At 45.2% G+C, this 25,738-nt stretch carries 14 protein-coding genes; 2 read left to right on the top strand and 12 right to left on the bottom strand.

What is annotated here, in order from left to right:
- Positions 1-12 precede the first annotated feature (12 nt).
- The 8 genes from ABMY45_RS10860 to ABMY45_RS10825 form a co-directional block, all read right to left on the bottom strand.
- Complete coding sequence (locus ABMY45_RS10860) at positions 13-402, bottom strand: YbaN family protein (RefSeq protein ID WP_010604079.1); 390 nt, start codon at positions 400-402, stop codon at positions 13-15.
- Entirely contained in the window at positions 399-989 is a 591-nt protein-coding gene (locus tag ABMY45_RS10855; protein WP_010604078.1) for a biliverdin-producing heme oxygenase, read from the bottom strand. Before ABMY45_RS10855 ends, ABMY45_RS10860 begins: the two co-directional genes overlap by 4 nt.
- A gap of 67 nt (positions 990-1,056) precedes the next feature.
- Complete coding sequence (locus tag ABMY45_RS10850) at positions 1,057-3,786, bottom strand: TonB-dependent receptor plug domain-containing protein (RefSeq protein ID WP_349288880.1); 2,730 nt, start codon at positions 3,784-3,786, stop codon at positions 1,057-1,059.
- Positions 3,787-3,870: 84 nt separating this feature from the next.
- Positions 3,871-4,836 carry a FecR domain-containing protein gene (locus ABMY45_RS10845; protein WP_174168499.1) on the bottom strand — a complete coding sequence of 322 codons (966 nt, stop codon included), beginning with the start codon at positions 4,834-4,836 and terminating at the stop codon, positions 3,871-3,873.
- Between the two features lie 10 nt (positions 4,837-4,846).
- Positions 4,847-5,317: a sigma-70 family RNA polymerase sigma factor gene (locus ABMY45_RS10840; RefSeq protein WP_010604075.1), complete on the bottom strand. Its 471-nt coding sequence runs from the start codon at positions 5,315-5,317 to the stop codon at positions 4,847-4,849.
- A gap of 209 nt (positions 5,318-5,526) precedes the next feature.
- Positions 5,527-6,729 (bottom strand): iron-containing alcohol dehydrogenase, encoded by a 1,203-nt coding sequence (locus tag ABMY45_RS10835; protein ID WP_349288879.1) that lies wholly within the window; start codon positions 6,727-6,729, stop codon positions 5,527-5,529.
- Between the two features lie 78 nt (positions 6,730-6,807).
- Positions 6,808-9,165: an alpha-glucosidase gene (gene ygjK / locus ABMY45_RS10830; protein ID WP_349288878.1), complete on the bottom strand. Its 2,358-nt coding sequence runs from the start codon at positions 9,163-9,165 to the stop codon at positions 6,808-6,810.
- Positions 9,166-9,243: 78 nt separating this feature from the next.
- Positions 9,244-9,990, bottom strand: a complete 747-nt coding sequence (locus ABMY45_RS10825) for a transporter substrate-binding domain-containing protein (protein ID WP_010604072.1) — start codon at positions 9,988-9,990, stop codon at positions 9,244-9,246.
- Positions 9,991-10,170: 180 nt separating this feature from the next.
- On the opposite strand from ABMY45_RS10825, the gene ABMY45_RS10820 reads away from it, so the two are divergent.
- Together ABMY45_RS10820 and ABMY45_RS10815 are read left to right on the top strand one after the other, a co-directional pair.
- The gene (locus ABMY45_RS10820; RefSeq protein ID WP_045961557.1) at positions 10,171-10,686 is read left to right on the top strand and encodes an acyloxyacyl hydrolase; all 516 of its coding nucleotides are present in this window, start codon (positions 10,171-10,173) and stop codon (positions 10,684-10,686) included.
- 169 nt (positions 10,687-10,855) lie between these two features.
- Positions 10,856-12,091, top strand: a complete 1,236-nt coding sequence (locus ABMY45_RS10815; RefSeq protein WP_211868343.1) for an MFS transporter — start codon at positions 10,856-10,858, stop codon at positions 12,089-12,091.
- 75 nt (positions 12,092-12,166) lie between these two features.
- On the opposite strand, the gene ABMY45_RS10810 is transcribed toward ABMY45_RS10815, so the two are convergent.
- From ABMY45_RS10810 to ABMY45_RS10795, 4 genes are all read right to left on the bottom strand, one after another.
- Positions 12,167-13,237, bottom strand: a complete 1,071-nt coding sequence (locus ABMY45_RS10810) for a hypothetical protein (protein ID WP_349288877.1) — start codon at positions 13,235-13,237, stop codon at positions 12,167-12,169.
- Between the two features lie 75 nt (positions 13,238-13,312).
- Positions 13,313-14,365: a hypothetical protein gene (locus tag ABMY45_RS10805; RefSeq protein WP_102056422.1), complete on the bottom strand. Its 1,053-nt coding sequence runs from the start codon at positions 14,363-14,365 to the stop codon at positions 13,313-13,315.
- Positions 14,366-14,556: 191 nt separating this feature from the next.
- On the bottom strand, positions 14,557-15,795 hold the full coding sequence (locus tag ABMY45_RS10800; RefSeq protein WP_349288876.1) for an NAD(P)/FAD-dependent oxidoreductase: 1,239 nt from the start codon (positions 15,793-15,795) through the stop codon (positions 14,557-14,559).
- Between the two features lie 128 nt (positions 15,796-15,923).
- On the bottom strand, positions 15,924-25,736 hold the full coding sequence (locus ABMY45_RS10795) for an amino acid adenylation domain-containing protein (protein WP_349288875.1): 9,813 nt from the start codon (positions 25,734-25,736) through the stop codon (positions 15,924-15,926).
- Positions 25,737-25,738 lie beyond the last annotated feature (2 nt).

Genomic DNA, 25,738 nt, shown 5'->3' with positions numbered 1-25,738 from the left:
AGTAAACTGGTATTACACACGCTTTGATGGTCTGGAATAAATATAAGACATTACTGCGATCTTTATACTGCCAACTACACAGGCCAACCAGGCTGCTGGTGAGAGCAAAATAAGTAAAGCATAGCTCGCTGTCATGCCCACTGTTGCCATGACTTTGGCCTTGAGCGGAATAACCCTGTATTGCTTCCATTGCGTTAATGAAGCGCCAAACCTTGGGTGATTTAGCAGCCACAAGGCAAGCCTAGGAGAGGCTTTTGAAAAGCACGCCAAAGCCAGAATAAAAAACACAGTGGTTGGCATGACGGGCAAAACAATACCAATAACACCGAGGGCTACAAATAGATATCCGCATAGCAGTAGGGCTATTTTTTTATAGTTGGCTAAGGCGGCTTTAAACATCATGAATAAACGTGTGCCTGGAATGCTTGGAAACGGGTGAATGCCTGACGAGCACCTTCAATTAGCGCCTGTTCTTGCTGTTCGCTCAATTCAATTGCGTCTATGATTTGCACAAGCTCTCGCCAAGCGCTGCCGCGACCGGCTCCTGGGCCTGCTAAATATCGAGCGCCGTGCTGCGCATCAAAATTGAGCTTGGCCCCAACTTGTTTACCCAGCATGGCTGCACCGACCTTTGAGCCCTCAACCACATATAGCCAGCCGAGCGCTCTGGCGACGTCGGTATTATTGGTTACTTCTGGCATTAAGTAGGGAGTAGGGATGGTGGTTTCAAGGTCGATAAAGTCTTGCTCAAGCAAACCTAAGCGGCGGCGCGCGGCCAAATCAGGAATAAGCGCTAATAATTCTGGGTGTTCATAAAGAGCGCTCACATCTTTTAAAAAATAAAACTGTAATCGCAAGAAATCGAGATAGCTTTGTGTATTGGCGAATGGGTCTTGCGCCATAATGGATTTGTCTACATTGTCGTGGGTATCTGCAGTTGCATGTTTTAAGTTTTGCGCTCGAGAAAGTGCAGAGGTAACGGTAGTCATTGATGCTCCAAGGTGATGTAAAAATATAGCGCTGTCTTTAAGCAAAAGTACAGCGCCTAAGTGTTGATTAAAGTTTGATTTCTAAGCCAATCGAAATGGTTTGGCCAGGTTCTGGCATCGCGACGATTGAGCCGCTTGAAACTTTATACTGATCGGTCAAGTTGGTGATCGCTAGGTTGCCTTTGATGCTGTCGCTAAAGATATAATCAAGATAAAAGTCGAGCTGATAGCCTGCTGGAATATACTCAAGCGCAGTTACTCCAGTCCCTGCCAAAAAGCCGCCCGGGTGATGTTTCTCAGCGTGTTTTTTGTAAGTAAAACCCGTACCAATTGTGTCGTTAAAGAGTGTCATACCAAGCGTTGCGATATAGCTTTTTTCAGGAGGCACACGAAGTGGTGTTAAACTCCCCGCAAAGCCGGTCGTATTACAAGTATCGACACCTGCAGCCTCGGCCATTAAGCGTGAGCACATTTTGACGTCGGTGTACTTTGTGTAAGATAACCTGCTGTAAAATAAGTCACTTTGGTAATGAAGACCAAATTCCGTGCCAGGCAGTTCAAACTTATCATAGTTGGTAAAGGTGAACTTTTGATCCCATGAAGGTGCGTCGGGTTTAGGCAAGAAGCCTGTTGCCAACATACTTTCAATATTCGTGTAGAAGTACTCCGCCGAGATAATTAGCTTATCCCCGTGGCTGAGTAAGTTGCTAAAGTCACTCTCAAAGCCAATATCATACGATTTCGTTTTTTCAGGGGTGATCGGGTAGTCACTAGAGTAGGAAAACACCTCATTAGAAACTGTTGTTTCGTACAGGTTTGGCATTCGATATGCGTTGCTATATTTGGCTTTAATAACTGTATTATCAAGCAGTTGATAATTTGCTTGTACAGTCACATCCGCTTTGGCATCAAATGTAAGTTTTTCGCCTGTTTGATAGTCCTCGTTGACCGAGTCATGAAGGTTTACGTTCAGTGCAAACTCTACAGGCGCAAGATCGATATTGGCATTGGCGAATAATGCACGTTTTGTTTGTTTGCCATGTCGTGAAGTGGCTTTTAAATTGAAGTCAGCAGGGTACCAGTCTCGATTAAAATTGTCTTTCCAGTCTTTATGAGGGCTTAATTTCTCAACCTGCCAAGATAGACCATAAGTCAAAGTAATCGGTGTACTTGCCAACGATAATGCAGAGGTATTGAATGCACTTATCCCATGACGCTTATTATTATAACGGTGAAAATATTGCCCCGCATTTGCTCCCAGGTTACTGCCAAGTGCATTATATTGCTGTAACCTTGCGCTGGTACGCCAAACGTTAACACTGAGGTCGACTAATGAGTTATTACTCGGTAAAAAACGGTATAACGCACTGGCACTGTTTACCAGAGCAGAGCCTGGAGCCCACTGCGGCATGGTTTCTACGCCTTCTGGAATTTCTTCGGACATCCATTGTTCTTGGCCATTTTCATCGATCACCTTCCAAAACTTGGTGTCACCGGCTCGTTGTTTGTACCAGTAGGTGGCCAGCATTTCTCCCGCTTCTTGCTTATGGTAGCGTGTATTCACCTCTAATGATTGTTCGTCCGTAAACGCATAAGTTAGTTTGGCAAGATATGAGTCGCTTTCAAAGCTTGTATTGACGACTTCGCCATTTTGGTTAACTGGAGGTGGGATCTGGTCGACTACTGTTACTTCGTCATATTGCCCCTCATGATCAGTTGAAGGCACCCAACGTACATACTCCACGGTTTCAACAAAGTCGTCAAAGCTATTTTTACCAGCAAAGTAGTTACCAACCTTTTTCTTACTATAAGCGAGTACTGCTTGTAAGTTATCCTGTTGATAAGCGGTTGCTAGCGTAAACCCGCCGCCTGCAAAGTCGAGTGTGTCATTGTGGTTGCTGATTTCATAATAACTTTGCAGGCCAAAGCTCTCTGGTACTTCAGGTGTTTTATTGTTGTTATGCGTATTTACCTTAACTAAAGCGCCAAAATGCTTACCGTCTTGGAGAATATCTTGTGTGCCCAATGTTCGGATATTGACTGTTCCGCCGATTGCACCTGAGCCGAAAGGTGATGCTTTGGCCGATGCGCCTTTTTCGACATTAACCGAGCTTATCAAGTTTGAATCGATATAGGTTCTGTCAGACGAGCCCATATAGCCGCGGTTTGTGTGCGTTGATTGCAAACTACCGTCGATGAAAATCGGCACTCGACCTTCGCCTTGCACGCCGCGAATACCAATATCAAGTGCGCCAGCTTCGTTTCGAATATTGTTTGCCTCTATACCAGAAAACGTTGAGAAAATATCCGAGTTAGATAAACCCTTGGTTCGAGCAATCTGTTCACGATTAAGATTGAGTTTATCGCCTTTGACCGTGATAACTTCAATATTATCTTGCGGATTTGGTGTTTGGCTGTGCTTTGCCTTTTCCTGAGTATTATTGGTTTTGCTTTTTACAGGCGCTGACCCGTTAATCGCCGCTTTAATAACGATGTTGTTGTCGATAATGCTCGCTGTTAGCTGGCTACCTTTTAGTGTGCGTTCTAGTGCCTCGGTTAAACTTACCTCTCCTTTAAGTGCTGGGGCTTGCAGGCCATTTAATAGTTTCGCATCGGCAATTAGATTCATACTCGCAGCTTCAGCTACCTGCGTTAAGGTATGGCTAATAGGTTGCTGCGTAAGATTAAATTGATATAAAGCAACATGACTCTGCGCGGTTGCAGGCAGGCTCAGGCTAAGCCCGAGTGCAAATGCTAAGGGAGTGAGTCTTGTGTTTAAAACAGAGCGAGTTCTCATTGTTATGCGTCCAAATAAATTACCTAAGATGAAAACGAATGAGAATGAGAACTCCTCAATAAAAATTTGAATATTTTTATCTCATCATCGAGAATTAACTATAACTATATGATTGTTATACTCTTTAACTTCTACAGGGAGAACATGTGGAAGTAAGTTTAAAAAGCTTTCGAGCTCTGATGCTACAAAAGTACCCGAAATAACCAATTGCTCAGTTGATTGAGCGCTTAAGGTGTAACTTATCGCATGATGTCGTTTAAATTCCTCAAGTGCTTCGTTAAGTGGTGTATTGTCGAACACGAGTCGTCCTTGCTTAAACGCATCAACGAGATTGAGGTTTGGATCAAACTCAGCCTTGACAATGCCGTCACTGTCCACGACCGCCATTTGACCTTTTGTCAGCGTTATTTGCTGATTTTGGCTTTGCACGTTTACACGGCCATGATCCACCACAATGCGAACGCTATTGGGTTTTTTATCAACAGAAAAGCGGGTACCTAATACGGTAATTTTTGTGTTACCGGCGCTGATAACAAATGGACGGCTTTTGTCACTGGCAACGTCAAACAATACGCGTCCACTGAGTAGTTTATTACTACGCCGATTGCCATCAAAATCAATAGCGAGGGAAGTTTTGGCATCTAAGGTCAGTCGAGATTGGTCGGGCAGTGAGATATTGCGTAATTCGCCTCGTGCTGACTGATAGCTGGCGTGAAAGGTGTCTTTGTTTACTTGAAAGAACCACGTTTGATAGCCAAAGAAACTCAACGCAAAAAGTGCAAAGCATGCAGCAATGGCGAAGTACCGCTGAGTTGTCTTTGATTTAAGCTTCGAGTGTGTAAGTGGATTCTCTAATTGTGCAATGTCTTGATCTGAAAATTGCGATAACAGTCGCTCAATCTGTTTACTTTCTTGATAGGCTGTTTGGTGCGCACGGTTCTCACCAAGCCAACGATTGAGCGCTTGCTGCTGCGTTTTACTGAGCCCTTGCCTTTCGAGTTCCAGCCAGTGGTTTACTTGCTGCTGTATTGATACATTATGACGGTCCATTGCGATTCTCTTATTGTTTTTGTAATGCGTTACGGCAAGCGAGCATGGCAGTTGCCAAGTGTTTTTCGACCATGCTGACAGATATCCCCATTTGCTCTGCTATTTGTGGCTGGCTTAAGTTTTTAAATTTATAGAGCACAAATGCTTGCTTAGTTTTTAGGGGTAAGGAGTCGATACTTCGATTAAGTAATGCCAGTTGTTGTTGACTTGCAAGCTTAGCCTCAGGCTCATAATAACTTGGCGCGACTAATTCGAAGTCGTCGGGCTCAGCAACGGTTTGATTTTTGCGATACTGATCAATCACAATGTTTTTTGCGGCTTTAAAAAACAGCGCGCGCTCTTGCGTGTTATCCTGCTTTGGATTGCTGCTTTTATAACTTAGTATTCGGGTATACGCCTCTTGGACTATATTTTGAGCCTTATCTTTGCACCCCACTGAACGAGCGATATAACTTAATACTTCTGAGTAATAACGTTCCAAAATACACCAGTTTGCTTTTCAAAAGTCGCGCATACTAGCATTAAAAATCGTTATTGAGAATTGTTTTTGTTTGCGTTTTTTGGCTTTTAACTGTTCGTTAATAGGCTTTATGTTTTTAGTGCTTTTACTTGATGTTTTTTTTGTAAGATTTTGAAAAGTTTGTATTTATTTTAAATTTCTTTGAGTCAAAACACTAAACAAAGTGCTTATTAAGGCGTAGGAGCGATACCTTTTATAATGCGTTGGCAGGCGCTGGGATCCATAAAATGGGGCACCGGATAATCTGGATGTGCTTCTTTTAGCGCCAGCTCTGCGAGTAGCGCGGCATCATCAGGAAGTACTTCGGCGAGCGTGGTTTGAATCTGTAAATCAAGCAATAAGCGCTTGATGTGCTCCAACAGGTCGTCCGCTTGGCGTTCGACGGGATAGTCTAACGAGGTTAATCCACAGTATCTGGCGATGAGCGCGAGTTGCTGGTTAATGCGCTCGCCATACCAGGTTAGCACGGGCATGAGTAACACCGCATTGGCAAGCCCGTGTGGCGTACCATATTGAGCGCTCAATTGGTGTGAAATTGCATGTACGTAGCCGACAGAAGTTCTGGTAAAAGCTTGTCCTGCGTAATGGGAAGCGAGTAGTAGTTGCGCCCTTGCTTCTAGATTTTGTGGGTCTTGTTGTGCTTTGGGTAAATATTCAAAGATGGCTCTACAGGCCTCAAGAGCACGGCCGCGGCTAAACTTAAGACAGTTAATGCTCAGTAGTGCCTCAATGGCGTGGGTTAGTGCATCAATTGCCGTAGTCGCGGTGATATGTGCAGGCATACTTGTGGTTAATTCCGGTAATAATACGGCATGGTGCGGCACTAAACAAAAATCAGTCGCGGCATATTTGGCGTGATTGCTAGGATCGTTTACAACGGCGGCAACGGTGGTCTCCGAGCCGGTTCCTGCGGTTGTTGGGATCGCGATATTCGGCGGTAGGCGTTTTAAGACTTTAAACAACCCTTTGAGTTTAGTCACCGGTTTGTTCGGCTTGACAGCCCGAGCACCGATCAGCTTGCCCGTGTCGAGTACCGAGCCACCGCCAAGCGCGATAATTGCTTTACACTGATGCTGTTGGTAGACCTTTAGACCATCTTCAACGTTTGTTATGGTTGGGTTGGGTAAAACATCTGCGTAATAATGCGTGACTAACTCTGACTCACGTAGTGTGTTTTCCACAACCTGATGCAAGTTGAGCTTGAGCAGCACTTGGTCGGTCACGACTAAGACGTTATCTCCACTTTTTAACCCCAGCGCCTTAATAGCGTCTAACAGCCCCGTTTTTCCCTGATGTAATTTGGGATTCGGGATCCCGATAAAAATAACAATGCACTTTAGGGCAAAATGGTAAATACGGTAAAACCAACTCATTGCGATCCGTCTAATTTTGTTTTTGTATCATTTAAAAAATGTAGACGGATCATCACTGAATTGCTAGCAAATTTTCGGCTAGTTTGTAGTGATTTGCTGTGAAACTGGCTTTTCTTCTTTAATTGGTGCTTTGGGCTTGTCCATCTCAAGTGCTTCTATCATCAGCAAAATATGGGCCGCGCTCCATGAAAAGTTCGGTGCACCTTGTTGCTCACCGGTGAGTGGATTGTAGTTTTCGCGAATAGGCGCGTTTTGCAGCAGACCATCCGCATTTTGCATAAATCGATCAAGCAAAGTGTTCGCTTCAGTTCCATAACCATAATAACTTAGTCCCATCAAGCCAAAATACAATTGGTCAAGCCAGACACGACCACGCCAATAGATGTTTGCGCCAAATGCAGGGTTGGTCTGGGATGCAGAGCCTAGAGGAATATAGGTGTTGAATTCACTGGGGCTGAGCATTACTTCAGAGACGCGTTTAGCATGATACGCTGTTGCGACCTGATTAAAGAGCGGAGCCCAACCTTCCGGGCCACGACCACGTTCAATGATAGGTTTCCCTGCACAGCCATTTTCAAGCGGTGATGGGGCAATACGAATATCGTAGTAGTATCCGCTGTTATCGTCGAACATGCAGCGGTTAATATAATCGGCGATCTGCTTTGCTTGTGCTGAAAAGGCTTTGGCTTCCTGTGGCTTAGCCAAGATATTGGCGATGGCACTCAAGTTTTTGGTATCAGAATAAAAATAACTGGCCCCATCAACCGACTCTTGCATCAAAGAGTAGCCTAGCAAGTGGCCTTGGGCGTCCTTATTGCTAGCAAACTCGACTTGCCAGTCTTTAGCATCGCCACCTTGTTTCACATAGATCTCAAGCTGCTGTGGTGAGATAAAACCAAAGTTAGCAGCATCGTCTCTTCCAGACTCCCATGACGCTGCGGTCTGTGCGGGAATACTTATCTGTTTACCTTGTGCTTGCGCATCACGATAGGCTTTTAGCCCAAAGCGGGCATGCTTTTGCTTTCCTTCATGTAGATAAAATAACAACTCACCCGCTTGATTATTATGGTGTTTATCTATGGTTGCACCAAATTCAGGAATACCATTTTGGTTGTGATCACGGTTGCGCAGCCACCAATCACGATAGGCGACAAGTTTAGGGTAAATTTGTGCAAGCCAAGCTTTGTCTTTGCTGGCATGGTAGGTATTCAACACCGCCCAAGCGGCCAGCGAGGGTTTTGAATTCCGTTCGCTCCAATTACCGCCATCGCCACCACGCTCTGGTGGCAGGTTATAACCAATTAAATCGGGTAATAAGCCTTTATCTTGGGGTCTCACAGGATCGTTAGCTGCTATTTGATAGGAAAATACGGCATCAATGTTGGCCTTGGCTAAATCTGGTGCAAATAGTCTCAGCGCTGACGCTTGTTTCCAGCTGTCCCAAGGCCAAGTTAAATTGCCGGAAAACCAGCGAGCAGTGACCGAAGGCGATACGGTATCAAAGACGATTGCCCCTGCGGGAGAACGCCAGTTACCAATGAGGGTTTCAACGGCTTTTATCGCCAATGTTTGTTTATCTCGTGGTAAGGTTTGATAGCGTGCTAAATAGCCCATCCAGCGAGCTTTAGAGCGTTGCCAATACGTAACAGGGGATGAGAGAATTTTGGCAACGGCCTTTGCTGTTTGTATGCGCTCTTGTTGATTGTGGACGTAACTTATTGCGGTATAAAACTGCAGATCACCAGAGGTTTGCGTCTCGCTATAATAACGGTTGTTTGCCACCACATTTTTGAAAGGGATTGTGCGGGTGATTGAGTACTCGTTGCTACCAGAGGTCAGAAGCGCCCACGGATCGCGAACACGACCAAAAGTGGTACTGATCCCACTTTCGCTGGCAACCATGGTTGGAGCGAGCTTAGGGTATTGTTGGTCCAGTGCTTGTTGTTGATTAAGTTGGTGGAGTAATTTGCCGTCCAATTTTAAAGTAAGTTGTTGCTTTGTATGAATAGTGGTTTGAATAAGAGAAACACGCTCGCTAACAAAGCGTAAGCGGATTGTCACCGTCGCGAGCTCATGTCTAAGCGTTTGCACCAGCTCTCCGGGCAGGCTGTACTGCGCTGCATCAAATTGCAATTTGATATCACCGTGAAAAACCTGTAGGCGCTCAATACGTTCAAATAAATAGGTTAAATACTCTTCGGTGATAATCGCGTTACCCGTGAAACCACCATATTCCGCAGCGTTATCAGGAAGTAAGTGACCATGCCATGCGCCGTTATCAAACAGTGGTGAATAGGGACTATGGCCAAACTTGTCTGCGGGCTTCATTACCTGAGGGTGACCAAAGCGTGAAACCGCGTTGATGATTTTTGGGCTTGCGTGTGTTTCGCATGCTACAAAGAGCACGAGTAATACCATTCCTGTGAGTACTTTCATTTGTTGTTTTTTGAATAAAGTATACAATTTTGAAAATGCTATCACAGCGACGTACAAAGTTCAGTAGCAAACGATGAATTACTCGTCAATGGGGCAGCCGACATCAACCTTTTTGCGTTGCATCTGCACTCGTTCAGCGGCGGCGCGCAGCCGATTTATATACTCTGGAGGAGCGCTCGGGTTGGCGGTTAAATAGAGGGTTTTACTTAACTCAGGGACTTCTAGCACTTTGTCCCATTGCTCCACTAAACCCATTCTAGCAGCCATTCTATCTACAAAATTTTCGGCACCAAAAATAAAGTCTATTCTGCCTCTTTCAAGCAGCTCACCTGCACGACTAAAACTGGTTACTGATAGCATATTCTTATCGGCGACAAAGCCTTGTGCTTTTAAATAGTTTTCGGAGAGTTGATCAGCCGCAACAGCGACAACATGTTGTTTGATTTTCCATATTTCCCACACCTGCTGATCGGCAATATCAGCACGCTTATAAAAGGCGACCTTTAGCTCACAAAGTGGCGCAATCCAGATATGGTTTTCTTCACGTTGCTCCGTTCTGGCGATCGAGTAGAGCAATGAATAAGGGGATTTTTTGGAGAAAGCTTTTGCGCGAGTCCAAGGCAACATATAAATTTGATAGCTTAGCTCTGCTTCCCACATAATGAGGCGTACGATATCAGTGGCAAGCCCAGTAATGGTGCCGTTCTTTTGCTCTATCTGGTACGGAGGAAAATGCTCGGTATAGATATCTACTTTTGTTGGTGCTGCGGCTAAGGCACTGAATACACTAAATATCCCTATAACGCTCCCAATTATATACTGCATACCACATTCTCAAGATCGTTTTTAATAGTATAACTCATAATTTGTTATTGGTTTTGGTTAAATTAATGTACCCATTAAAATTCCATATTGGTGCTTAAATGGCAATTATTATATGGTCTTTTGGTGTCTTTTAAGAATTAAATAACGGCGTAAAATTGCCCTCGTTGTAGAGGAGTCGTTATGCGCTTAGTTTTATTCTTGCTTATGTTGTTTGTGTCTACTTACTCACATGCTAGTGAAGTTGCAGTTGATTATGTGATGGGAGAGGGGGATGTAAAAGGACTGCGGCTTGGGTATCGTCCCTTGCATTATAGTTTAGCGGATTATGGTTTTGGAGAAGGTGCCTATGTTTATTTTGAGCTGAGCACCAACTATTGGGAATACGGCAAACCAAAACGCTCAGACACGACGTTTGCCATTGCATTGTCACCAGTGCTTAGTGTTCCACTGACCGAGTTTGCTGGAAAGCCGGTAAATTTTGAGTTTGGAATTGGCATGACCTACGTCAGTGATACTCGATTTGCGGGTAAAGACATTGGTGTTCACTATCAGTTTGAAGACCGCATTGGACTTAGTGTTAATTTGAACCCCAGTACTAAAGTTGGGATCCGATATCTGCATTATTCTAATGCTGGTTTGAGCGACCACAACCCCGGTCTTGATTTTTTAAATGTGTTCTACGTTAAGCGGTTTTAACGCTTAATTTCATTGAGTTAGTTTTATCTCCCTTTGTGATTTCAAGGATGAAATTTTTTCTTCATAAAATTCCAGTATCCAAGATAATAGAATGCAGTTAAACGCTTGACCTAAACTAAGGTTTAGGAATTAGGGTTCTGCGTAAATCAATAATAATCAAGGAACATCAATGGAGAATAGCTCTGCAATTGAGCGGTTAAAGCGCTTTACACCTTTAGTTTGGGTAATGCTTGTTGGTAACTTTTTCGTTCGCGCTAGTTACTACATGGTATGGCCTTTTTTGGCTGTTATTCTTTACGAAAATTATGGATTGAGTGCAACAGAGGTCGGTTTATTGCTGACGGTGTCAGCGACTTTTGCCGTATTTTTGGGGTTTTATACGGGTAATCTCGCTGATCGCTTTGGTCGCACCAAAATGCTCTACACGGCAGTGTTTGTTGGTGTGATTTCTTTTTCACTGTTGGCTGTGGCTGAGTCGTTGTGGTTGTTTGCAACCTCAGTGTTTTTAGCTTGTCTACCTAGGACGCTTTGGGATGCGCCTAGTAAAGCGTTGCTTACTGAAGAACTTGCCGACGCAAAAGACAGAGAGCTTGCACTGCATTTACTCTATTTTCTCGTGAATGTGGGAGCGGCTTTAGGACCATTGTACGGGCTATGGGCGGGGCTTAATGGTGAGCAGTTTAGCTTTATCTATACTGGCATTTCGTATATTGGTTTGTTGCTCGCGCTGCTTTACTTTAGACCTAAACTGAGTGAAGCGCAGACTTTCGCTTTGCAGTCTGCCGCTCAGTCAGTGCCGAAGTTTGCAAAATGGCTGGGGATCTTACGAAAAGATAAAGTCTTTTTAATTGTGCTCATCGCTACAACTTTAGTGTATTTGGTTTATGCGCAATGTGACTCTAGCTTAGTGCAGTATTTGACGCGTGCAGAGGTCCCCGATCTGGCTTGGCTAATTTCTAGCTTAATCATCGCAAATTCTAGTGTGATCATCGTTTGTCAGTTTCCATTACTACATCTGATGCGTAATTGGCGTATTGAAAATAGGCTCTATGCGGGTGGCGTGATATTGATCATTTCACAAGTCATGATGGCCTTGAATGATGTACACAATATTTGGGGATGGATTGCAGCCATGATGGTGTTGAGTCTGAGCGAAGCAATTATGTTTACTAACATCAATGTCTATATTGACAGGTTGGCACCAGATAACCTGAAAGCTAGCTATTTTGGTGCTGCTGGCTTGTGTTCATTAGGGTATGCATTAGCGCCCATTTTAGGCGGACTTATTTTAGATTTTTACTCCGGTATGATGCTGTTTATCATCATGACCTTAGTATCTATCACCGCACTTGGGTTTTATCGCATTGCTGAGCTGAAGCCTAAGACGACGGCTGAAGCGATATAGCTTAGCTAACTCGGTGACCTAAAAAGGGTCACCGTTTGTTTTTATGCTAATTATCCGAAGCAAAGGTTAGTTACTTTACTTACCTGCCATTTTTTGCAAGTAACCCAGACGTTGACGCTCGGCAGCCGAGGGCTTATATGGGCGCTTCTCCAGTGCGTCAAAGTAGAAATCAGTGATGTGGTATTCGGTTATTTTGCTATCACCAAACTGCGCAAGCTCTCCCGGCATTGGCGACATTCTCTCAATCACAAATGTCTTTAACGTGAATTGGGATGGGCCGGATTTAGCTGAAAAAGGAGCAAGCACCGACTGATGTGCTTTTAAGTTGAATACCTGTTTCCCTTCGCTTAACTTTTGCTTTTCAACCAAATGACTGATTGGTGTGCCATCGGGAGTAAATAGGTTTGCACGGATACGATAAGTACCACTTTGCTTTACTTCAAGTTGCAATGGAATTATCAAGTCAGCTTGCTCGGGGTAAGGTTCAGCAATGGCGAGCAGTGTGGCGCTGGGTTGGTAATAGCGGATACTTGCCGTTAATGCGACAGCCTTAGCCGAGCTTGGTTTAGCACGCACAACAACATTCAGCTCTTGAGGCCATGTCGTCTCGCCATCGACTGCGCCAAGCCAAATACCATTAGACTCTTTGAGGCGGGTGGTAGATAAGGTTTGCTGCGATGTAGGGTCAAGTATCGTTGCGGTTGCATTAGAAAATTGACTACCAGATAAACTTATCTCGATAGTAGCGGGGTGTACAAAGCGATATTGATTCAGCGACAAAGACACTTGTTCGTTGTTTTCTTCTATTGGCATTTCGATGGCATAGAAATGATTTGGATTGAGCCTATCAAAATCACCTTTGCCAAGGGGCTGTGAATAAGGCGCTAGAGAAATAGTATATTCATAGTGTGCCGCAGCTGATTGCGCAGCTTGTGCCAGTGGTAGCGATTCGATGAGTGATTGTTTTTGTGTTATCGCAGTTTTAGGTGTGACTGGTGGTGTTGTTGGTGGTGTCAAAATAGGTGTGGTGACTTGTGGTGTTGCTGCTAACTCAGTTGAGGGCAGAGCTTCGCGCTGCAAGGCAAAATATCCTGCAGTGATACAGATCACAATAAGAATGGCGCTAATCAACAAAAACTTTTTCATAGCAATACTCGGTTAATATAAGGAACTGCATGGAGCAGTTCCTTGGGTATAGAAATTAGCAAAATAACTGTTAAGTTACAGTGAGTTTAGTATTAACTGTGAAAAACTTTGTGAGTTAGACTCGCTAACATAACGGTAAGTTTTTTTCCAAAACCAGCTACCCGTTGTTTCTTCATAGGTGTTGTAGCTAATCGTTTTATAACCCGCGTTAAACTGAGTACGAGCCGCTGTTACTTTGCCTTGGTATCCAGCATCTGGCAGGTTACCGTGGCTATATTCCGCGCTCATTAGTAGTGGATAGTGATATGGCATAAAGCTAGTTACTGCATCATCTTGGGAGGCTAACTGACCGTTGATAGCAACGCTTGTACTACAACTACCAAAGTCACCTTTTGCTGATGCACCACAAGAAGAGTGCGTTGATACAACACCATCGTCGTTACCTGGTAAGAAGCCTGAAGTTAGGCCGTAATAGTCGCTTGCATCAGCAACAAAGCGTAGGCGAGGCGCATTGTCACTCGGATACTGAGCAACTTGTCGCGCATTATTTACTTTTAAATCCCACATGATGCCAAACTCTTCAGGCATGCTGCCCAGCCATGCCTCAACTGCTTGGCGAGTTAGTTCACCTACTACACCACCAGAAGTCGCAGCGTTGATAGCTGTGTCTGCGAGTTCGCTTCCGCCACCCGCGCCAGCAAGGTCAAAAGTAGCAACGATATTAAGTGGTTGAAGGCCCGCATTTTCAAGCCAAGTTGCTTGGTTATCTAAGATATAGCGCGCGACTAAATCACCCGTTGAGTGGGTAACAAAGACACAGCCAGGATTACAAGTGCCATTTTCTGCAAATGCTTTTAGCTTTGGCCAAATATAATCTGTTGCGATTTTGCCTTGCAAACGCTCATAAGAAGGCCAATCAATACGCTCATCAGCGTGGTTTATCCAAAAAGATGACCAGTATTCTTCACCTTCAAGTTCGACATTGGTGCTGTTAGGGCGGTTAAGTTGGTCCGCTTGAAAGCCATGAATTAGAATTGTTTTATATTCTGAGGCCTGTGCGGGAGTTGCAAGTGCAGTGCCTGTTAATAACGCTGAAAGTGCAGCAGTGTATACAAAGTTAGTTTTCATTGTCTAAGTCCTTTAAAGCGCCAAGTGCCACATCTATGGTCGGCCTACAACAAAACTCCCCACTTTGTTTAATCGCAAATAAGGGAAACTATAGGCATCACACAACTACTTTCACTACTACTGAAACGCATCTTTGTTAGTATATTATGTGGCGTGAGAAACTATTCCCACGCCGGTCTCAAAAGCTAAAATCACGCCATTTCAGGGTTATTATGGAGATCAGATAGCAGGTTCAGGGTTTTCTCGCTGCGGTTTACAAATGGGTTAGTCTCATCCCATACATAGCCCGCAAGCACAGAAGTGATTTGGCTCTTAATTTTTTCAGGCTTGTTGTTTGAGAAAAATAGGCGGCGCAAACGTCCGTCGTACCAGCCTTCAATGTAGGTGCGCATGACAGCAATACCTTTAAGCATATGCGCCTCATAATCTTGCTGCCAATCTGCTTCCTCGCCATTTAACTGAGCGACTATGAGATCAGCGGCGCGCGCGCCTGATTCAATCGCAAACATAACACCGGCTGAAAATACAGGGTCAATAAATTCACTGGCGTTACCGGTTAGCACAAAGTTTTTGCCGAACAGTTGTTTAATACCTTTTGAGTAGCCTTTAATTTCCTTTGGCTCCATACACAGTGCCATTCCTTCCAACATTGCTGACGCATGTTGATCGCGAGCAAGGTAGGTTAAAAAGCGTGTTTTAGCATCGCCCTCTGCACTTTCCAAATACTCAGGGTTACCAACAAAACCGACTGAAACACGACCGTCAGAGAAAGGTATTAGCCAAACCCATACATCCTCTTCGTGAACCAGAATCGTTACTTTATTGTTTTCAGCCCCAGTCTCTATGCCATCAGCAGGTTTAAATTGCGCGAACAAAGTTGCCCGAGTCGGTGCTGACGAAGGTTCATTTAAGTCAAGTAGATTTGCTAGTACTCGGCCATAGCCGCTTGAGTCAACAACAAATTTGGCTTGGATCTCCTGCTCGTCGCCAGCCTCATTGACTACCTTAATGATAGGTTCTTCTAGATCCATGTTGGCATCGACTACGGAAGTGCCAAATTCGATGGGGGCACCCATTTTTTGCACTTCTTCAGCCAGTACATTGTCAAAGTCATCTCTTGGAACTTGCCATGTCCATGTCCAGCCGTCGGTGTAATTTTTAGAGAAATCGAAAAACTCTTGGAAGTCATCTTGTTTAAAATTAGCACCGATTTTCTTTTGGTAATTGCGTGCGACTAACGCATCCATAAATCCAGCATCTTCCAAATGCTGCATACTTTGTGGTAGAAGACTTTCACCGATGACATAGCGCGGAAAGTGGCTACGTTCAACGATCTTCACGGTTAACCCTGCTTGAATTAGCTTTGCAGCGGTCATTGTCCCAGCAGGTCCAGCGCCGATAATAAGTACATCTACATTTTCCTTAGCCATTTTGTAATTCCTTAATCATATATTGTGAGAAAATGTGGCAATTAATTAATCCTAGAGTGAAGAGGGGAGCTCCCTTTAATGCCTCACTCTAGAAAAGCTAATTTAACATTATATTAACGAATAAAATGTTAAAGAGTGTTCATAATTTCTGACATTTTTATTAAGTCTTCCGGTGTTTTTACCCAACTGTTGTGCGACCCTTTCATGGTGAACACTTGAACCTGACTGGGTTGCATTGCTTCTTCGATAAGATTTTGATTCTTATCAAGGTATCGGTTGATTATATGACTGGAAAGTTGCAACTCTAGGCTATCTGACTGAGCCACTTCAACCGCACAACCAGCACTAAATAGCGTCACCTTTGCGGTGCTAGAAAATGCCGGATCATTTTGGTAGTTGTAATTAATTCTATCGGGCTCAAGATGACTGAACTCTGGGTGTAGAGCAAAAACTTCATCATGCATCGTGGCATAGTCAAAACAAGGGTCGACGAACACCAAGTGTTCGACTGTGTCCCCCTCATTTTGCAGCAGTTTGGCAACCTCAAGTGCCAGCGTTGCGCCAAAACTCCAACCAAAAATCCGATAAGGACCACTAGGCTTTAGCTTTTTAAGATGAATAGCATACTGCAACGCCAATGTTTGGAACTGATAATAGTCATAGGCGAGCGAGCCCTTTGGTTTTTCCTGTGCGGCGTAGATGTTATTGAAGCAATAACAAGGCGCGGAAATCTTGGGAGCAATGGATTGCAAGTAACTCTCAGCACCACCGCCACCCGGAGGGAAGAAAAACCATTCAATAGGTGCATCGGCTTCATTCACCAATACGCCGATCTCAATATCGCTTAGGGTTTTTATGCCTTGGGGGCTTGTTGCTGTAATCGAATGTGAAACGACGGCTCGAAGGGCAGCATCGAACTGCTCTATGAATGCGGTGGTTTGCGTCTCATCTAACTGACTTGCAATGCTCACTTGCAGTTTCATTTGACGCACTTCGGCATTAACGATGAGTGCCATTTCATCCTGATTATCCTTGCTGCTGGCATCGCCTGAGTGTGCATTTAGCATTCGTATGCCCTGATCTTGTGCATCATTGTTGCTATCAAGTTGTCCCAAGTAATTAAAGCTAACTTTAGGTAATTGGCTGAAGGAAAATTCCCCACGTCTGACCAATTCGCTGAAGCCTAGCCCTTTATCTGGAATGGCACGAAGCGTTTCTTTGCTTTGAATAATCAGCGTCGATAAATCCGTGTCATTTTTCAGGGCAACCGGAAACATGCTAGTAAACCAGCCTAGTGTTCTTGAGGTATCAATATGGTCACTCAGATGTTCTCGGCCGTGGCCTTCTAACGTGAGGTGGCAATAGTTTGTAGCAAAGGTATTGCACCAAGCTCGAGTAAACGCACTCATTAAGAGATCATTGATTTCTGTGTTAAACCCAGCAGGAGCAAGGCGTAGCAATTGCTCAGTAAGCTGAGTATCAAATTGATGCGTAAGACGCTGTTGTGATTTACCGTAAGGTATGTTCTGTTGTGTGCTTAGCACGTTTTGCCAATACGGTATTTGTTGTTCAAAAGGATGCTGGGCCACAACGTCTGACCATTGGCGATAACTGCTGGTTTTGTCGCTTAAGGTATCGCCTTGTAGCAAGCGGCTTAAGTCTTCGACCAAAATACGCCACGAAACACCATCAATCACAAGGTGGTGAACGATAAGTACGAGTCTAGTTAGCGGCGTATCATCGCTGAGTAAAACCGGTTGCCACAAAGCACCTGAACCGAGTTCAAAACGGGCGTGTATTTTGCTCAACGCCAGTCCAGTTTGCTGCTCATCAAGCCCCAAGGTGTCCAGATGGATAAGCTTTGGTGCTGGGCACGCTTCAATACTTTGATATTGGGATTGCCAAGTCTCGGTTTTGCTAAACTGAGCACGCAACATGTCATGTTGTTGATGCAGCTGCGCAAGTGCACGCTCCAAAGTATCCAGCGCGGTATTGTGCGGAAGTGCGAGCATGACCGACTGATTAAAATGCGCTTTATGACGGTAGTGGGAGTTGAGGAACCATTGCTGGATAGGTAATAACTTGATTTCTCCGCTGAGCTCACCTTGTTCAGCCTCGATTTCTACCTGTTCATTATTTGCCAAAAATGCACAAAGCGCTTCTAGGGTTGGATACGTAAATATGTCTTTGGTCGACAGCGAATAGCCAGCACGTTTGAGAGCCGACATAAGCTGAATGCTCATAATTGAGTCACCACCAATATGGAAGAAGTTATCTTCCAAGCCAACCTGCTTAATCCCCAAAACAGCACACCAGATTTTAGCGATATGCCGCTCCAGTTCTGTGTTTGGAGCATGGAGGGTCTCAGTTTGGCTAAAATCGGGCTGCGGTAGTGCTCGGGCATCAATCTTGCCATTAACCGTAACGGGTAGGGCGTCTAATGTGACGTAGGCACTTGGCAGCATATAACTCGGCAGCATGTGAGAGAGTGTTTGCTTAAGCTTTGCCTCATCCAGTGACTCAGTATTTGCCATGACCAAGTAGGCCACGATACGTTTGATCCCATCTTGTTCATTCACGTTTACAAACGCAGTATGAATTTGCGGTTGTTGCTTAATTGCAGTTTCAATCTCGCCAAGTTCGATGCGGTAACCACGAATTTTCACCTGAAAATCATTACGACCAACATACTCTAATAAGCCATCTTCACGCCATTTAACCAAATCTCCCGTTTTATACATTTTGTTCCAACCGTTTGCGAGATACCTATCTGATGCGAACGGATTAACTAAGAATGCTTGTTCGGTTAAATCTGACCGGTGTAAATAGCGTCTTGCCATACCCGCGCCGCCAATATAAAGCTCTCCTGCCACGCCCGGTGGAAGTATTTTGCCGGCAGGCGACAACACGTAGGCAGATTTATTGGCAATGGCACGGCCAATAGGTGCTCCGTGATTTACAGTGTTGAGTAAGCAGCAAGTAGCATAAACGGTGGTCTCTGTTGGGCCATAGGCGTGGTAAAGCATCAGCTCTGGCGCTTGATGCTTTACTCGCTCAACCATAGCTAAGTCGACTGCCTCTCCACCAAAATTAATCTGTTTAAGTCCGGCGTGTAAGAAGAAGTCTTCGTTAGCTAAACGATTAAATAGCGCAGTGGTTACAAAACACGTATCAATCTGCTGTGCTTGGCAGTATTCAATCAGTCGTTCTGGATCAAGTTGAGTCTGTTTATCTATCAGGTGTAGTGCTGCGCTATTACTGAGTGTGACAAAGCAGTCAAAAATAAACGCGTCGAAGCTAATACTCGATAAGCTAAGGACTTTGCTCAGTTGTGTGGGATCGATAAAGTGGTCGTCAGTGGCATAGTTTAATAGTGCCTCATGGTTGATTTCTACGCCTTTAGGGTTACCTGTGGTACCAGAGGTATAGATAATATAAGCCAAATCAGACGGGCTCACCGATACCGCTTGGTCTAAGCTTGTTTCCTCCATTGGTGCATCGCTGAGTACATGTGTCAGTGAGGCAAGTGTTGTACTCGCAACTCTATCCATTAATCCCGATTGGGTGACCACGATTTTCGCACCACAGTCCTTGGCAATATATTCAATCCTTGAGTCAGGAAATTCCGGTGATACAGGAACATAACCACCGCCTGCTTTAAGAATAGCGAGGATCGCAACGATAGAATCCAACTGTTTTTCATGCAGCAATAAGACTGGGAAATCACCTTGATACTCGTTGCCGTAAATCTCAGCCTTAATCACCAATAATTGCTGGGCAAGCAGGCAAGCCTGGCGGTTGAGTGCTTGATAGCTTAGTGCTTCATCTTGCCAGATCACAGCGGTTGCATCCGGGAATACGGCGACTTTTTCACTAAATAAGTCGTTGAAGTTCTCGAAGCCACATGACTGGCGCTCGGTTTCATTCCACTCGTTGAGAATACGGGCCTTTTCCACTGTATTGGCAATTTCAATGTGTTGATGCGGTAAGTGAGTATTGTCAGCGACTTGCTTAAGGATAAGTAGCAGTTGAGATTGCAGTTGTACGGCACGTGCTGGCGAAAGCAAACTGGCGTCGTACATCAGCTCAAGTTGCAGCTCTCCTTGCTCCTTTGCTATCAATGCAAGTGGGTATTCAACTTGCTCTGGTGCGGCGTCAAACTGCCAACGAGCTTGTTGTGCCTCTGCTTGTTCATTTTCAAGGCTTGGGTAGTTTTCGAAAACAACTAGGCTTTGGAATAGCCGATTACCGCCTTGTTGCAGTGACGCAAGTGACACATTCGCATGGCTATTTAAGTCCAAAATGGCAGTTTGGATCTTCTCGAGTTGTTGCGCGATGGTAGCATCTGTAGGCCAATCAAGATAAAGCGGTAGCGTATTGATGTAAGCTCCAACACTTTGCTCTATGCCGTCAATTGGTAAGTCACGACCTGCGATAGTTGTACCTACTAAAGTAAATTCGTCGCGAGTATAGATTTGGATAAGCTTATGCCAGGCAAATTGTACCGCAGCATTGAGCGTGACAGAATGTTGCTGACATGCTTGCTGCAACTTACTTAACATCTCGTTTGGTAGGACAAAATGCAGCGCCTGCGGGTCATGATTATGACGGAGCGTTTCTAAATCTGTTGAGTGACTAAACAGGGTGTTAAGATCGTTTGCTTGTGATAAATCAGCGACATGATATTGCCAAAATGCTTTGGTGGCGGCCTGATTATCTCTTAGGTAAGCATGGGCATCTAAATAGGCGTTATCCACCTGTAAAACAGGTTCTCGACCTTGTAGTAATTGCGTATAGTTCTGGTGAACGGTCTGCATAACTAACGGGCCACTCCAGCCATCACAAATGCTGTGATGCTCTGTTTTTATTAGGTGATAATGCGCTTCACCGCGTTTTACCAAATGCAGTGTAAATAACCCCGGTCTTGCAAAATTAAAGGGCTGATTTAGCACTTGGTTTGCAAGCTTTTCTATGTGTGCTTGTTGTTCTGCTTTTGAGTATTGACTGATATCAATCACGCTAAAGTTATCTTCATCAACACAGGTGTGATCCACGATAAGTTGCAGCATGGTTTCTTCAACATCGAAAGCACAGCGCAGCGCTGGATATTGCAGTGAGGTTAGTTGCCACGCGCGACAGTAAAGCGCAGTGTCAATTTTATCGAAATACTGCATCTGTGACTGCACCCGATAGGCGGTATCTTCTGGACTATTAAGCTGGTGGAAAATAAAACCTTGCTGCAAGTTTGTTGCGGGATAAACCGCGGCTAGGTCGTAACGTGTGCGCAGTGCATCTAAGTGGGCGAAGCTGACGCCTGTCAGGTTATAGTCGCTCGGCGTTTGTTTGGCGCCAAGCGCTTTGGTATGTAATGCCGTGTCCAGCACCGCTTGTAGGCTGGCAGTGAACTGACTTTGGAATAGGGCAAATTCGGTTTCAGACAATGCTGTGGTGCAATTTAAGACAAGCTGACCATGAATAATAGCCGCGTTGATATCAAGAACGTAATGCCCATTATTTTCGCTCGCGACAGGTTGACCTGTAATGGCTTCGGTCAAGTAAAAGTCGCCATGAGGTTGCTGCGTTTTAGTGCCACCGATTTGGCCTAAATAGTTGAATGCAACGGTTGGTAAAGTCCCCGTCACTTGTTTGGAAAAGTAGAACTGACCAAAACCAACGCCATTGTCTGGCAATTTACGCAGCTGCTCTTTGGCATTTACAATAGCGCTTTCGAGACTAGAACCCGCATGGAGTGCTAGTGGATATAATGACGTAAACCAGCCTACGGTGCGTGAATGATCTATATCTTCGGCGATGTGTTCACGACCATGTCCTTCAAGCGCAATAACCTGATCATTACTACCAGTGATATGAGCGAGAGTTAGGGACAGTGCGGCGACGACAAGGTCTCGAGGCTCTGTGTGGTAGCCTTGATTAGCGTCAAACAGCAGCGTTTGTGTAAATGCAGAGTCAAGTTTAATTACTTGGTTTCTCGGTGTACTATTCGCTGTTAAGTGTGTTTGACAAGTATCAAGTACTTCTTGCCAGTAATCGATTTGTTCGGCTTGAACATGTGCGTATTGGTTTAAGGTCTCAACCCATTGACGGTAGCTTGAGGTTTTTTGCGCCAATTTTTTGCCTTGATAAAGGCTATTTAAGTCCTCAATTAGGATCCGCCAAGAGACAAAGTCAATGATCAGGTGGTGGAAGGCCAGTACCAATACATCTTGGCTTTGGCGTTTGACACGAATTGGCTGCCATAGAGGGCCTGAATTTAACGCAAACTGTGACTGCAAGCGGGTTAATTGCTTGGCAAGCTCGTCGTCACTAAGTGTGTCTGCATCAAGTTTAACTAGAGGTGCCATGGTATTATTTTGTTGGTACTGCTGGGTAATGTGCGCCGTCTTTTGATTGAAAACAAGGCGTAGCACATCATGTTGCTCAGCAAGCTCGGACAATAGCTCAACTAATCTCTCATCACTGATTGCGCTTGGCATTACAGTGGCAAAAGTTTGGGCAAAGTGTGCGGGGTTAGCAAACTGATTTGCGAAGAACCACTGCTGGATAGGCAGTAGATCGAACTCGCCTTCAAGCTGGCCTTGTTCGGTTTTTATCGTAACCTTCTTGTCGCCATTCGCACTGATAAGCTTTGCCAGCCGCGCGGGAGTTGGGGCGGTAAATATTTCTTTAACTTGTACCGTTAATCCTGCTTCTCTTAAGCGTGAAACCAGCTGAATACTGACAATTGAATCGCCGCCGATTTGGAAGAAATTATCCTCAATCCCCACTTGTTCTAGGCCAAGTACCTGTTGCCAAATCTCACAAAGCTGGGTCTCTAAGGCATTACGCGGTGCCACATAAAGGTTGTCGGCTTGAAGCTCTGGCGTAGGCAGAGCCTTGCGGTCAAGCTTACCGTTACCCGTGAGTGGAATATGCTCGATTAGGGTAAAGTGACTGGGCACCATGTATTCAGGTAAAGCAGCACTTAGGGCGAGCTTTAACTCGGTAATTTCAAGGTCAGGCTCTGCGACAAGATAAGCGGCCAGCGCTTTGCCTTGCGGTGCAGGCACGTCAATCACCACAGCGTTTTGTACGCCTTGTTGGTCGACAATAGCAGCGGCAATCTCGCCTAGTTCGACACGATAACCACGAATTTTCACCTGCTCATCGTTACGACCGAGATACACCAAGTCGCCGTTGTCTAGGAAGCGGGCAAGGTCACCGGTTTTGTACAGCTTGCTATGGGCGGGGTCGTGACTAAATGGATTATCAATAAAGCGCTCAGCATTGAGTTCAGGGCGGTTTAAGTAACCCCGGGCAACCCCAAGACCTGAAATATATAACTCACCCGGCGCACCAATGGGCATGGGCTGCAGCGACTCAGACAACACATGAAGATTAACGTTAGGGTAGGCTTTACCTATGCCTTGATGAAGGCGAGGGTAGGCCTGCGCTAGCATCGCACCGACTGTGGCTTCCGTTGGGCCATATTCATCGAAAATAGCGTTCACATGGTCGCTTAATGCGGCAATGGCCTGGTCGGTCAACGCCTCACCACCGAGCATTAGGGCATCGACTTGTGCGTCGCTGCCAGGCAATAGCGCCATGGCAAGACTCGGTGTGGTTTTCACAAAGCCAACGTTCGCGGCATTTAGGTGAGCTCTAAAAGCGGCGGCATCAAGAATATCGCCTTCATAGACACATACCGTTTGTCCAGCAAGGAGCGGGCATAAGGTGGTGGTCACCGACAGGTCAAAACAGTAGTTAGAAGAAAAGTCGATATTACGATACTTGTCACCTAACTGGCGGGTTAAGGCGTGAAGATAGTAAAGCACATTGTGCTGCGTGAGCATTACGCCTTTTGGTTGTCCGGTTGTCCCTGAGGTGTAGATGATATAAGCCAAGTTAGCCAACGCGGTTGGACGCACTAAGTTCTCGTGCTCCACCGCCAGCGCATGGGTGTTTACGCCGAGCGCCTTCACACCGAGCGCCGCCGCTTTTCCAAGCACAGGGTTAAGTGACGGCAAGTGGCTTTCCTGGGTTAGCACTAAGTCGGTGTTGGTGTCAGTTAAAATAAACTCAACCCGAGCTTCTGGGTAATCTGGTGAAACAGGCACATAGGCACCACCGGCTTTGAGCACGGCCAAAATAGCAATAAGCATCTCGCTACTGCGAGAAAAGTAGAGGGTGATAGGGGTATCGGCAGGCAATAGGCCAGCTTGGGCTTTGGGGTGCTGAGCAAGGATTTGCTGTGCAAGGGCATTGGCTTTACCGTTCACTTCGGCATAAGACAGTGCTTCACCACTGCTGGTTAACATGGCCGTCTGCTCAGGGGTGTTAGCGGCGTGCTGCTCTACTAAGCTGGCCAAATCTTTGTCGGTGGTAAACGACTCGGCGTTGTTGTGCCAAGCACGGAGTGTGTCAGTCTCAGTTCTATTTTGTAGGGCTACTTTTGCAAGTGGCTGTGCGGTCTTGGCGATCACTTGATCGATAATATTGATAAAGCGCTCAGCAAGAGTTGCGATCCAGTCACTAGGAAATAGCGCAGTGGCGTAGTTAATATCACCAAATACTTCTTCGTCCCCATTTTGTAGCAGCAAACTAATGTCGAACTTTGCCACTTTATGGAGCGCTTTTACTTGTGACTCATCCACAGGCGTAAACAGCTGTTGGCTGCTGTCGTCGCTGTTATTTTTTAATTGCTCAAGCGCAAACATCATTTGAAATAGCGGGTGGCGAGACGGATCCCGTTGTAATTTTAGGGCGTCGACCAATTTATCAAATGGCAGATCTTGGTGCGCCTTTGCCGCTTTTAGGGTTTGGTGCACTTGTTGGATTAAGGTATTAAAGTCGAGTGCGTTATCAATATGAACTGGCAGGGCTAAGCTATTGACCAAAAAGCCAATAAGATTTTGTGTCTGGCTTAGGTGACGGTTGTCAGATGGCGTACCTATGACTAAATCTGACTGACCGCTGGTTGCTTGTAATGTCAATGCCCAGCTGCTGAGCAGTACTACATAAAGACTGGTTTGTTGCGTTTTGGCTATGGCCTTTAGGGCTTCGCTTCGTTCCTGACCCAAATGAATACGGTGGTCGGCACCGTGATATTGATATTCATTTGGCCTTGGTAGTGGCGAATGTAATTCAAGCTGCTCAGCGCCTGCAAGTGCATCAGTCCAGTGGTCTAAAAGCTTAGTTAAGGTATCGCCGCTGAGGTACTCGCGCTGCCATTTTGCGTAATCTTGGTACTGTAACTCAAGCGCTGGTAGCTCAGGCGTTATGCCTGAAGCTAGCATAAAATAGGCTTGGTGTAGTTCACGCATAAAGATTTCGGTGGACCAGCCATCAAAAGCAATATGGTGCCACATAAATAGCACGTAACGTTCAGCGCCTAATGTCCAACAGCAAACCTTGAACATAGGCTCATTGGCTAAGTCAAATGGTGTACTGATCGCTTGTTTAACAGCCGTATTAAGCGCAGCTAAGTCAGCCACAGGGCTAGGCGTAATCTCAATACAAGCGCTCAACACTTCTTGATAGTCGTGGCCTTGCTCGTCTTGACGATAGACACTGCGAAGGACTTCGTGCCTATCTAACACGATATTCAACGCTTGTTCTAAGTGTGCAAGCTCGGTGTGCTCAGAGAGTTTAACCAAAAACGGAATATGATAAGCGTTGGTGCCATTTTCTAAGCGTTCGATAAATAATAAACGCTCTTGCGCAAACGAAAGCGGATAGCGGTTTAATTCTGGCAGTGTATTAAACGCATCCTTTGAAAAAATTGCTTTTGCTTCAAGGTAATCCATTAGCTGCGTTTTGTTTGACTTTAACTTTGCAACAAGCGCAGCATCTGGCGCTTGCGCGCCAAATGACAGCTCTAGTCCGCCGTCTTGCAACCAGATTGAGAGATTGTGATCTTTCAGTTCAGCGAGCAATGACAACATGG

The organism is Pseudoalteromonas sp. XMcav11-Q (assembly GCF_040104525.1).
Taxonomy (GTDB): domain Bacteria; phylum Pseudomonadota; class Gammaproteobacteria; order Enterobacterales; family Alteromonadaceae; genus Pseudoalteromonas.
The sequence above is the reverse complement of the archived record's forward strand: the minus strand, read 5'-3'. Positions and strand labels throughout refer to the sequence as shown.

What these genes read in the sequence shown, in the direction of transcription:
- ABMY45_RS10820 (WP_045961557.1), top strand. Translation starts at nt 10,171, where the DNA reads ATGCGCTTAGTTTTATTCTTGCTTATGTTGTTTGTGTCTACTTACTCA.
- ABMY45_RS10850 (WP_349288880.1), bottom strand. Translation starts at nt 3,786, where the DNA reads ATGAGAACTCGCTCTGTTTTAAACACAAGACTCACTCCCTTAGCATTT.
- ygjK (WP_349288878.1), bottom strand. Translation starts at nt 9,165, where the DNA reads ATGAAAGTACTCACAGGAATGGTATTACTCGTGCTCTTTGTAGCATGC.
- ABMY45_RS10855 (WP_010604078.1), bottom strand. Translation starts at nt 989, where the DNA reads ATGACTACCGTTACCTCTGCACTTTCTCGAGCGCAAAACTTAAAACAT.
- ABMY45_RS10845 (WP_174168499.1), bottom strand. Translation starts at nt 4,836, where the DNA reads ATGGACCGTCATAATGTATCAATACAGCAGCAAGTAAACCACTGGCTG.
- ABMY45_RS10825 (WP_010604072.1), bottom strand. Translation starts at nt 9,990, where the DNA reads ATGCAGTATATAATTGGGAGCGTTATAGGGATATTTAGTGTATTCAGT.
- ABMY45_RS10815 (WP_211868343.1), top strand. Translation starts at nt 10,856, where the DNA reads ATGGAGAATAGCTCTGCAATTGAGCGGTTAAAGCGCTTTACACCTTTA.
- ABMY45_RS10810 (WP_349288877.1), bottom strand. Translation starts at nt 13,237, where the DNA reads ATGAAAAAGTTTTTGTTGATTAGCGCCATTCTTATTGTGATCTGTATC.
- ABMY45_RS10795 (WP_349288875.1), bottom strand. Translation starts at nt 25,736, where the DNA reads ATGTTGTCATTGCTCGCTGAACTGAAAGATCACAATCTCTCAATCTGG.
- ABMY45_RS10835 (WP_349288879.1), bottom strand. Translation starts at nt 6,729, where the DNA reads ATGAGTTGGTTTTACCGTATTTACCATTTTGCCCTAAAGTGCATTGTT.
- ABMY45_RS10860 (WP_010604079.1), bottom strand. Translation starts at nt 402, where the DNA reads ATGATGTTTAAAGCCGCCTTAGCCAACTATAAAAAAATAGCCCTACTG.
- ABMY45_RS10805 (WP_102056422.1), bottom strand. Translation starts at nt 14,365, where the DNA reads ATGAAAACTAACTTTGTATACACTGCTGCACTTTCAGCGTTATTAACA.
- ABMY45_RS10800 (WP_349288876.1), bottom strand. Translation starts at nt 15,795, where the DNA reads ATGGCTAAGGAAAATGTAGATGTACTTATTATCGGCGCTGGACCTGCT.